We start from the raw sequence: 599 nt of genomic DNA, 5'->3' as shown, positions 1-599 counted from the left end.
TAGTATTCGCTACCCTCTTATCGAGTTAACAAGCTGTTTTATGTGCTTTGCCATTGCATACAGTTTTGGCGCAAGCTACGAGAGCTTTGCTTTGCTTCTCTTTACCTGGGCACTCATAGCTCTCACGATGATTGATGCTGACACCCAACTTTTGCCAGACAACATTACCCTACCTCTTATGTGGTTAGGCTTGATTGTCAACAGTTTTGGATTAGTGACTAACTTCGACAGCGCCTTCTGGGGTGCGGTTGCGGGTTATTTATCTCTTTGGTCCTTGTATTGGTTGTTCAAGCTTGCTACAGGTAAGGAAGGAATGGGATATGGAGACTTTAAACTACTGGCAGCTTTGGGAGCGTGGCTCGGCTGGGAAATGCTTCCGATTATCATTATATTATCCTCTTTTGTAGGAGCCGCTTACGGAATACTTGCAATGGCGATTGTCGGTCGCGAGAAAAATAAACCCATGCCATTTGGCCCATACCTGGCAGCTGCTGGCTGGATTGCGCTTATGTGGGGCGAACAAATTAAAACCATTTGGCTTGGCTAGCCAGATCTTAATAAGAAAGAGACCAAACACCTTATGCTAATCGTTGGATTAA

1 protein-coding gene is annotated in these 599 nt (G+C 45.1%); it reads left to right on the top strand.

Translation table 11 applies throughout. The features are described 5' to 3' along the window. A partial coding sequence (locus A3738_RS24925) for an A24 family peptidase (protein ID WP_197474018.1) occupies nt 1–547 on the top strand: 547 nt, incomplete at its 5' end. Nucleotides 548–599: the final 52 nt, after the last annotated feature.

It is taken from the genome of Oleiphilus sp. HI0066 (genome assembly GCF_001635725.1).
The sequence above is the reverse complement of the archived record's forward strand: the minus strand, read 5'-3'. Positions and strand labels throughout refer to the sequence as shown.